The organism is Acrocarpospora pleiomorpha (genome assembly GCF_009687885.1).
Classification (GTDB): Bacteria; Actinomycetota; Actinomycetes; order Streptosporangiales; family Streptosporangiaceae; genus Acrocarpospora; species Acrocarpospora pleiomorpha.
Map to the genome: position 1 here is coordinate 49,356 of NZ_BLAF01000020.1, position 9,141 is coordinate 58,496.

At 70.1% G+C, this 9,141-nt stretch carries 9 protein-coding genes; 8 read left to right on the forward strand and 1 reads right to left on the reverse strand.

Translation table 11 applies throughout. The annotated features are described in order from the left end of the window. Positions 1-100: 100 nt before the first annotated feature. The 7 genes from Aple_RS19215 to Aple_RS19245 are packed head-to-tail and all read left to right on the forward strand — an operon-like array spanning position 101 to position 7,683. Positions 101-1,414, forward strand: a complete 1,314-nt coding sequence (locus tag Aple_RS19215) for an extracellular solute-binding protein (protein ID WP_155346007.1) — start codon at positions 101-103, stop codon at positions 1,412-1,414. A gap of 5 nt (positions 1,415-1,419) precedes the next feature. After that, positions 1,420-2,358 (forward strand): carbohydrate ABC transporter permease, encoded by a 939-nt coding sequence (locus Aple_RS19220; protein ID WP_155346008.1) that lies wholly within the window; start codon positions 1,420-1,422, stop codon positions 2,356-2,358. Further along, positions 2,355-3,182: a carbohydrate ABC transporter permease gene (locus Aple_RS19225; protein WP_155346009.1), complete on the forward strand. Its 828-nt coding sequence runs from the start codon at positions 2,355-2,357 to the stop codon at positions 3,180-3,182. Before Aple_RS19220 ends, Aple_RS19225 begins: the two co-directional genes overlap by 4 nt. Before the next feature lie 11 nt (positions 3,183-3,193). Next, positions 3,194-4,696 (forward strand): GH39 family glycosyl hydrolase, encoded by a 1,503-nt coding sequence (locus Aple_RS19230; RefSeq protein WP_155346010.1) that lies wholly within the window; start codon positions 3,194-3,196, stop codon positions 4,694-4,696. After that, entirely contained in the window at positions 4,693-5,868 is a 1,176-nt protein-coding gene (gene dgoD / locus Aple_RS19235) for a galactonate dehydratase (protein WP_155346011.1), read from the forward strand. Before Aple_RS19230 ends, dgoD begins: the two co-directional genes overlap by 4 nt. Beyond that, positions 5,865-6,629, forward strand: coding sequence for an SDR family NAD(P)-dependent oxidoreductase (locus Aple_RS19240; RefSeq protein WP_155346012.1), 765 nt, complete (start codon positions 5,865-5,867; stop codon positions 6,627-6,629). The genes dgoD and Aple_RS19240 overlap by 4 nt, the downstream gene beginning before the upstream one ends. Before the next feature lie 46 nt (positions 6,630-6,675). Continuing rightward, positions 6,676-7,683, forward strand: a complete 1,008-nt coding sequence (locus Aple_RS19245) for a LacI family DNA-binding transcriptional regulator (RefSeq protein ID WP_218038412.1) — start codon at positions 6,676-6,678, stop codon at positions 7,681-7,683. On the opposite strand, the gene Aple_RS19250 is transcribed toward Aple_RS19245, so the two are convergent. Continuing rightward, positions 7,676-8,932, reverse strand: a complete 1,257-nt coding sequence (locus tag Aple_RS19250) for a thiamine pyrophosphate-dependent enzyme (protein ID WP_155346013.1) — start codon at positions 8,930-8,932, stop codon at positions 7,676-7,678. The genes Aple_RS19245 and Aple_RS19250 overlap by 8 nt on opposite strands. Here Aple_RS19250 and Aple_RS52800 point away from each other — a divergent pair. Continuing rightward, positions 8,904-9,141 (forward strand): hypothetical protein (locus tag Aple_RS52800; RefSeq protein ID WP_176644303.1); only part of this gene is annotated, 238 nt, incomplete at its 3' end. The genes Aple_RS19250 and Aple_RS52800 overlap by 29 nt on opposite strands.

Here is a 9,141-nt window from a genome sequence, read left to right on the forward strand (position 1 = left end):
GGTTACGGGTTGACCGAGATTCGCCCTGGACATTAGCGTGTGCATCCTGAAGAAAACCGGTTTTCTGAAGTGATCACCGGGTAATGCACAGGGAGGTAACGTGGCGATACAACGGTCCACGCCGTGGACGACTCCACGTAACCGGCACATCGCGAGGCTGGCGCTCGCGATGAGTGCGGCGATGTTCATTGGCGCCTGCGGCGGCGGAAGCGGCGCGTCGGCCGACAAGGTGCGTCTCACGATGTGGACGTGGAGCAACGAGGCCACGACCGCCTTCAAGAAGGCCGGCATCATCGACGCCTTCGAAAAGGCCAACCCGGGTATCGACCTCGAGGTCGTGGCCCAGCTCGACAAGAACTACGAGACGCTGCTCACCACCGGGCTGGCCGGATCCCAGAGCCCGGACATCGTGGCCCTGCGCTCCTACGGCGTGCTGTCCAGCTTCGCCGACAGCGGCGACATCGTGCCGCTCGACGACGTCGTGAAGGACTGGAGCGGGTTCAGCAAGCCGGCTCTGGCCGGCGCAAAGGGCAAGACGAGCGGGAAGTACTTCGCGGTGCCGCAGGGCATCCAGACCGCCCAGGTCTACTACAACAAGAAGATCTTCGCCGACCTCGGTCTCGGCGTTCCGGCCAGCTGGGACGAGTTCCTCAAGGCCGCCCAGAAGATCAAGGAATCCGGCGTCGCCCCCGTCGTCATCCCGGGCGCCGTGGCGGCGCAGATCTCGCTGGCCGCCGAGATCCTCGGCAACGCGCGGCGCGGCGCCGGCGACTTCGAGCAGGCCTTCCTCGAAGGCGGCAAGAACCTCACCGACCCGGACAACGTGGCCGCCATCGGCTTGCTCGAGCAGATCCAGCCGTACCTGGTCGACAACGTCACCTCGGTCACCCTCGACGAGGCCGTCACCCTGTTCGCGACCGGCCGGGCGGCCATGTTCCCGTCGGGCGCCTGGCAGGTCACCACGTTCGCCAACCTCGGCGCGGAGATCGACTACGGCACGTTCGACGTCCCGGTCAACCCGGACTGGCCCTCGAAGGCGGTCACCGTCAGCTACGCCGACGGCGGCTGGGCCCTGGCCAAGCGCAGCGCGCACCCCGCCGAGGCGGGCGTCCTGCTCAACTGGCTGGCCGGCGCCGAGTTCGCCAACCTGTACGCCAACGCCATGGGCACCATTCCCGCCCGGGACGGCGTGACGCTCAAGAATCCCCGGCTGGCCGAGATGTACCAGCGTTACCAGTCCGCGCCGTCCACCTACCTGGGCGCGGCCTACCTGCGCTACGGGTCGCCGTCGGGCACGGATCTCCTGGGCGAGCAGGTCCAGAAGATGTGGCTCGGCGAGACCGACCCCGCCGGCGCGGCCAAGAGCGTCCAGACCGGCATCGAGGCCTGGTTCCGCCCGGCGGACTTCCAGTAATACTCATGGCAAAGACCACCAAGAACGCCGCCAACGTGCAGCGCGCGCCGGCGATCGTCGTCGCCCTGTTCATCCTTCCGGCGTTCGTCCTGTTCGCGGCCGTCCTGCTCTACCCGATGGCGAGCGCCCTTGGCTACTCGCTGTTCGAGTGGCGGGGCGGCACGAACCTCGTACGCTTCAACTGGTTCGACAACTTCGTGACCCTGTTCACCGAGCAGCCGTACATCGAGCAGATGCCCCGCGCCTTCCTGCACAACGTCGCGATCTTCGCGGGGACGCTCGTGCTGCAGAATTCCGTCGGGTTGTTCCTGGCGGTGCAGCTGCACCGGCTCGGGCCCGTACGGCGGCTGTTCCAGGTGCTCTACACCACTCCCTACCTGGTCAGCCCCCTCGTCGTGGGTTACCTGTGGACGTTGCTGCTCTCGCCCACCTTCGGCCCGGTCAACGCCGCGCTCGAGGCGGTCGGGCTCGACTGGCTCGCGGTGTCCTGGCTCGGCGAGCCGGCCACGGCCCTGCCGGTGCTCATCCTGGTGAGCGTGTGGCAGTGGATCGGGTTCCCGGTCCTGCTGTACGGCGCGGCGCTCGGGGCCATCCCGCCCGAGTTGAGCGACGCGGCGAGCGTGGACGGGGCCAGCGGCTGGCGGCGGTTCCGCCACGTCACGCTGCCGCTGCTCACCCCGGTGATCGGGACCGTGTCGATCCTGACCTTCATCGGCTCGATGGAGACCTTCACCCTCCCGTACGCCTTCGGCGGCGCGACGGGCTCGCCGGCCGGGGCCACCGACGTGCTGAGCGTGCTCTTCTTCCGAGTCTCGTTCCAGTCCGGCGCGAGCAACGCGCTCGGCGTCTCCTCGGCGCTCGCGACACTGCTCTTCCTGTTCATCCTGGGCGGCGCGCTGCTCGGCCGGCGCGCAATCCGCGCACAGGAGGAGAAGCTCTCATGAGGCGCCGGTGGAACGCGCAGGCCGTCGTCATCACCACCGTGTTGTGGCTGTACGCCGCGGTCTGCGTGCTGCCCCTGCTCACGATGGTCCTCAACTCGTTCCGTACCCACCTGCAGATCGCGACCGACCCGTGGCCCATCACCACCGACCCGACCCTGGCGAACTACGTGAGCGCGTGGGGGGACGCGTCCTTCAGCCGGTACGCGCTGAACTCGATCCTGATCACGGTCTCCTCGGTGGCGATCTCCACCGCCGTGTCGCTGCCCGCGGCGTACGCCATCGCCCGCTGGCGCTTCCGCGGCCGCGCCGCCCTGGAGGGGCTGTTCATGTCCGGGCTGCTCATCCCGTTCATGCTGGCCATCCTGCCGATGTTCTACCTGATGGACTGGCTGCGGCTGATCGACTCGCCGCTCAGCCTCATCCTCATCTACTCGGCCAACGGCATCCCGTTCACCGTCTTCGTCCTGGTCGCGTTCTTCCGGCAGCTGCCCGGCGAACTGGAGGAGGCGGCCTTCCTGGACGGCGGCAGCCACTTCACGGTCTTCCTCCGGGTCATGGTGCCGCTCGTCCGGCCGGCCGTCGCCACGGTGGTGGCCTTCCGGTTCGTGCCGATCTGGAATGACTTCCTGATGCCGCTGGTCATGCTCCGCTCCCGCGACAACTACACCCTCGGCGTCGGGCTCACGACCTTCTTCGGCGAGTACCAGAACGACTGGGCGTCGCTGTTCGCGGGGCTCGTCATCACCACGCTGCCCCTGCTCGTCCTGTTCGTCCTCGCCACCCGGCAGATCATCCAGGGGCTCACCGCCGGGATCGGCAAGTAAGGGGATACTCCATGACCACACCAGCCGCCCAGATCGAGAGCCAGGACGTCGCGTCGCTCGTGCGCGCGCAGCTGCCACCGCCGGCCGGGGTCTCCCGCGCGGGCCGGGCCGAGATCTCCCAGGCCACGGCGGAGATCACCTCCTCCCGGCTCGGCATCGGCTTCGAGACCCTCGACCGGAGCATGTTCACCGCCGAGCGGGTCTATCCGCACCTGTCCAGGCTCGGGGCGAAATGGGCACGCGTGCAGACCGGGTGGAGCCGCTGCGAGACCGAGCCGGGCCGGTACGACTTCGCCTGGCTCGACGAGATCGTCGACAGCCTCGCGGCGGCCGGCGTCGAGACCATGTTCAGCGTCACCTTCGGCAACGAGCTGTACATGCCGGGCGTCCCGCACGAGTCCGCGGTCGGCTACGTGCCGATCTACTACGACGGCGCGGCGCCCGCCTGGACGGCGTTCGTCCGGGCTCTCGCGGAACGTTATCGCGGCAGGGTGACGCACTGGGAGGTGTGGAACGAGCCGAACATCCCCCAGTTCTGGCAGCCGCGGGAGGTCAGCGGGCGCGACTACGCCGATCTCGTGCGGGTCACCGCGCAGGCCGTGCGGGCTGAGATTCCGGACGCCACGATCATCGGGGGCGCCACGTCCCTCGTCGACCCCGCCTTCCTGGTGGCCGCGCTGCGGGGCGGGCTCGCCCAGTGGATCGACGCCTTCTCCTTCCACCCGTACCAGATGGTGCCGGAGCACAACCTGCGCAACTCCCATGACCTGCTGCGCCGCCTCCTCGACGAGCACTCGCCGGACCGGCGCATCGCCCTCTACCAGGGCGAGAACGGCTGCCCCTCGCAGCTCGCCGGCCACCACGACGACTGGCTCGGCATGTACGCGATGGACCAGGTCGTGCAGGCCAAGTGGATCGCCCGCAGGTTCCTGGCCGACCTCGGGGTGGGCTTCGACAAGATCTTCTACTTTCACGCGGTGGATCTCATGGAGCGCCCGTACCGGCAGGCCGGCGAGAAGGTCAACGCGCCGGTGATGATGGGGCTGATCCACGGGGGGAGCTATGCGCCCAAGTACTCCTTCGAGGTCGCGCGCCGGGTCTGCCACCTGTTCGACGACCGGACGCGGCGTACCGAGCTCATGTGCCTGTTCACCGAGCGGGACCCCGCCGCGCCGCAGCGGTCGACGCTCATGGCCGCGCCGCACGTCGCCACCTTCGAGCGCGACGGCGCGCCGCTGTTCGCCTACTGGCTGGCCGAGGACCCGCAGCAGCGCGCGGAGCAGGCGAGCATCGAGGTGGAGCTGTGGTGGGACGATCGGCTCAGCATGGACCATCCCGTGCTGTTCGACCTGCTCACCGGCGAGGTCTACGCGGTCGAGCAGCCGGCGGAGCTCCGCGTGCGCGACTGGCGCTCGCGAGGCATCAGGTACCGGCTGCCGCTGACGGACTATCCGCTCGTCCTCACCGACGCGTCGGTGCTGGACGGGTTCGACGCGCGGTGGCGGGACCGATGAGGCTGCGGTCGCTGACCACCTACATCTGCGACGCGTACCGCACCAACTGGGTCTTCGTGAAGCTCGAGACCGATGAGGGGATCGACGGCTGGGGCGAGGCGACCCTGGAGTATCGCGAGCACACGGTCGAGGCGGCGCTGCTGGCGCTGGAGAACGGGCTGGCCGGGCGGGAGCTCGGCGACATCCAGGGCTGGTGGCAGGACGCCTACCGCGACGCGTACTGGCGCGGTGGCCCCGTGCTGACGAGCGCGCTCTCGGCCATCGAGATGGCGCTGTGGGACATCAAGGGCAAAGCGCTCGGGGTGCCCGTCTACGAGCTGCTCGGCGGCAGGCTGCGATCGTCCGTCGAGTGCTACGCGAACGGCTGGTTCGCCGGGGCCAGGCGTCCGGAGGAGTTCGCCGAGAAGGCGCGTGAGGCGGTCGAATGGGGCTACCGGGCGCTCAAGTGGGATCCGTTCGGATCGGCTTTCCGTACCTTGTCGCGCTCGGAGTCCCGCGCGGCGCTGGCGGCCGTGGCCGCCGTGGCCGAGGCCGTCGACGGCGCAGCCGACATCATCGTCGAAGCGCACGGCCGCTTCGAACTGCCGGCGGCGGTCCAGGTCGCCCGAGCCCTCGAGCAGTACGGCGTGCTGTGGCTGGAGGAGCCGCTCATCCCGGGAAACCTGGCGAACTACAGCGCGTTGAAGGCGCGCACCGCCACGCCGATCTCGCTGGGCGAGCGGCTCTACACGCGCTGGGACTTCCGGGAGGTCTTCGACCGCGGCTGCGCCGACGTCGTGCAGCCGGACGTCTCCCACGCCGGCGGCATCTGGGAGGCGCGCACGATCGCCTCGCTGGCCGAGCTGTGGCAGGTCTCCTTCGCCCCGCACAACCCGTCGGGTCCGGTCGCGAACGCGGCGACCCTGCAACTCGCCGCGTGCACGCCCAACTTCACCTACCTGGAGACCATGGCGACCGACGTGCCGTGGCGTGCCGAGATCGCGTCCGAGGGCGCGGTCGTGACCGGCGGTCTGGCCCAGATTCCTGACGAGCCGGGCCTGGGCGTACGGGTCGACCCGGACGCAGTCGCCAGATACCCCTATGTCCGGCACGACCTGCGGCACTACACGGGCGCCCTCACTGAGATCCGGCCCGACGCCGAGATGACGCTACATGTGAAGGAGAGCAGATGAGCAAGCCCAGGATCGCCCTCGTCACCGGGGCGAGTCACAACCTGGGCCTGGCCATCGCCAGGCAGCTCGCCCGCGACGGGGCGGTCGTCGTCGTGCACGGGATCGACGAGGCGGTCGCGGCCTCGGTCGCGGCCCGGATCGGCGCCGAGGTTCCGGGCGCCGAGCTCCATTCGATCGGCTTCGACCTGGCCGATCCCGAGGCGATCGAGGCGGGCTTCGCCGCGCTCGTCGCGCGCGGTCTCGCACCGGGAATCCTGGTGAACAACGCCGCCCATCTGGGTCTCGGCGATGACGACGTGCTGTCGGAGAAGCCGCGCTTCCTCCGCGAGGTGTTCGAGGTCAACGTCTTCGCCACGCACCTGTGCTCCGTGCTCGCCGCCCGGCAGATGGCGCCCGCCGGACGGGGTGTGATCGTGAACATCTCCTCGCTCGCCGGGGAACGGGCCATTCACGGCCGGATCGCGTACAACGCCAGCAAGGCGGCCGTGGACGGCCTCACCCGCAGCATGGCGATCGACCTGGCGCCGCTGGGCATCCGCGTGAACGCCATCGCTCCCGGCTACGTCTGGAGCAACCGCTGGGACCTGCTCAGCGACGAGGAGGCGGCCAACCGCCGGGCGCGCATCCCGGCGCGTGAGCCGACGGCGCAGGAGGAGATCGCGCTGCTGGTCGGCTTCCTCGCCGCCGATCACGCGCCCACGCTCACCGGCGCGCGAATCGTCATCGACGGCGGCATCGACGCCCAGCAGACTCCGCTCTAAGCTAGCCTTCAGGTGACCAGTGCGGGTCTGCGCGGAGGATGTGGCGGTGAAAGGGGCTCAGCCCGACCGGGTGCGTCTCATCGACGTCGCTACCGTCGCGGAGGTGACCAAGAGCATCGTCTCGCGGGTGCTGAACGCGGACCCGACCGTGGCCGTGCGTCCCGAGACGCGCCAGCGCATCCTTCAGGTGGCGCACGACCTCGGCTACCAGCCGCACGCCGGGGCCAGGGCGCTGGCGAAGTCGCGGACCATGGCGCTGGCCCTGGTCGCGCCCTCCATCGACAACCCGCCGTACATCACGATCGCGCGTGGCGCCTACCGCCGGGCCGCAGAGCACGGTTACCTGTCGCTGCTCGCCGAGGACTTCGACGAGCAGCCGGCCGGGCGCTCGCTCATCGACGGCGGGCGGGTCGACGGGCTGCTCATGGGCTCCTTCGTGCCCGATCATCCGCTGGTGGCGCACCTGCGCGAATCCTCTTTCCCGCATGTGTTCGTCAACCGCGCGGTGGCCGGCTCCGGGCGCAATGTCACCATGAACGTCGCCCGGGCCAGCGAGCTCGCCGTCGAGCACCTCACCGGCCTCGGGCACCGGCGGGTCGCCCACCTGGCCGGGCCCGCGGAGGTCGAGAGCGGCGCGGACCGGCTGGCCGCGTTCGAGAGCGCGATCGGTGCGCGGGGGCTCCCGCTGCTCCCCCCGATGTTCGGCGACTTCACCGAGGCCACGGGCTTCGCCTCGGCCGGCGCCCTGCTCGAAACGGGACCGACCGCGATCTTCACCAGCTCGCCCGGCCAGGCCATCGGCGTCATGCGGTTCCTGGTCGACGCCGGGCTCCGCGTCCCCGAGGATCTCTCGGTGATCGCCTACGGCGACTTCCCCGCGGCGGGCTTCACCGTGCCCGCCGTCACCACGATCGCCCTGCCCCTCCTGGAACTGGGCGCCGCCGCCGTCGACGAAATCGTCGCCCAGCTCGATGGAGCGCCGCCGCGCGACCTGGTGATCCCCCAGGAGCCACGCCTGCTGGTCCGCGAGTCGACCGGACCGGCACCTAGGTAGTCGGTGCGACCCGGTGGAAGTCCATCGGGATCCGGTTCGGGTCGAGTTTGACGTCGACCAGGAGCGGCCAGGTTTCGCTCGCGATCGCGTCTTTGACGTGCTGGAAGTCGGCGAGCCGGCGGATCTCCACGCCGCGTCCGCCGAGGCTCCGGGCGACCGGGGCGAGGTCCGGCCAGTCGAAGTAGGTCGTGGCGGGGTCGTGGCCGCGCTTGACGAAGTGGTTGTGCTCAGCTCCGTAGCAGCCGTCGTTCAGTACGACGACGAGCAGCTTGAGCCTCCCGCGCACGGCCGTCGTGAACTCGGACAGGCCGCCGAGCATGAAGCCGCCATCACCGCTGACCAGGACGGAGAGCCGGTCCGGGTCGGCGAGGGAGGCTCCCATCGCCAGGCTGAGACCGAGCCCGATCGATCCCATGCTCATCGTGTGCACGTAGTCGCGCGGCGACGAGACCGAGACGCGCCGCACCGATTCGAAGAAGATCCGGCCGCCGTCGACGGTGAGCAGGCGATCTTTGGGGAGCAGCGAATCCAGGAGTTCGAGGCTTTCGATGTATTCGACCGTGCCGGGACGTCGGTCGCCGGGCATCTCGGCGGAGGGCGGCGCTTTGGGGCTGACGATGTCCCAGAGCGGCCGGTCGGAATCGAGGCCTAGCGCCGCCAGTTCCGCCGTGCCGGGACGCCGGTCGCCGGGCGTTTCGGGGGAGGGCGGCGCTTTGAGGCTGACGATGTCCCAGAGCGGCCGGTCGGAATCGAGGCCTAGCGCCGCCAGTTCCGCCGTGCCGGGACGCCGGTCGCCGGGCGTTTCGGGGGAGGGCAGCGCTTTGAGGCTGACGATGTCCCAGAGCGGCCGGTCGGAATCGAGGCCTTGTGCCGCCAGTTCCGCCAGCAGTGCCAGCGCCGTCGCCGCCGCGCTGCCGTGAATGGCGGGCGCCTTCGCCGTGTCGACGTCGACGCGGATGACGTGCTTGCCGTGGGTCGCGGCTCCCTGGGAGGTGGTGTAGGAGTTCAAGCTTGCCCCGATGGCTACGATCACGTCGGCTGCGTCGAAGTACTCGGCGGAGCGGTCGGCCTTGAGGCCCCCGAAGATCCCTAGGTCGGCGGGCTCGCCGCGGAACAGCTCCTTCGCCCGAAGGGTCGTCGCCACCCGGGCGCCCAGGCGGCGGGCAAGGGCGAGCATCGCGGCGCGGTCCGCTTCGGCGATCGCCCCGCGCCCCGCCAGGATGAGCGGGCGGCGCGCCCGCAGGAGCACGTCCGCCGCCGACCGGATCGCGTCCCGGGCGGGCGGGACCTCCGCCCCGGACCGGTCCGCCCACGCGATCTCGGACGGGAACGGGGACGGGGACGTGGACGTGGACGTGGACGGGGACGTGGACGTGGACGTGGACGTGGACGTGGACGTGGACGGGGACGTGGACGTGGACGTGGACGTGGACGTGGACGGGGACGTGGACGTGGACG

Coding starts and splice junctions, on each gene's coding strand:
- Aple_RS19240 (WP_155346012.1), top strand. CDS start 5,865: ATGAGCAAGCCCAGGATCGCCCTCGTCACCGGGGCGAGTCACAACCTG.
- Aple_RS19225 (WP_155346009.1), top strand. CDS start 2,355: ATGAGGCGCCGGTGGAACGCGCAGGCCGTCGTCATCACCACCGTGTTG.
- Aple_RS19220 (WP_155346008.1), top strand. CDS start 1,420: ATGGCAAAGACCACCAAGAACGCCGCCAACGTGCAGCGCGCGCCGGCG.
- Aple_RS19230 (WP_155346010.1), top strand. CDS start 3,194: ATGACCACACCAGCCGCCCAGATCGAGAGCCAGGACGTCGCGTCGCTC.
- dgoD (WP_155346011.1), top strand. CDS start 4,693: ATGAGGCTGCGGTCGCTGACCACCTACATCTGCGACGCGTACCGCACC.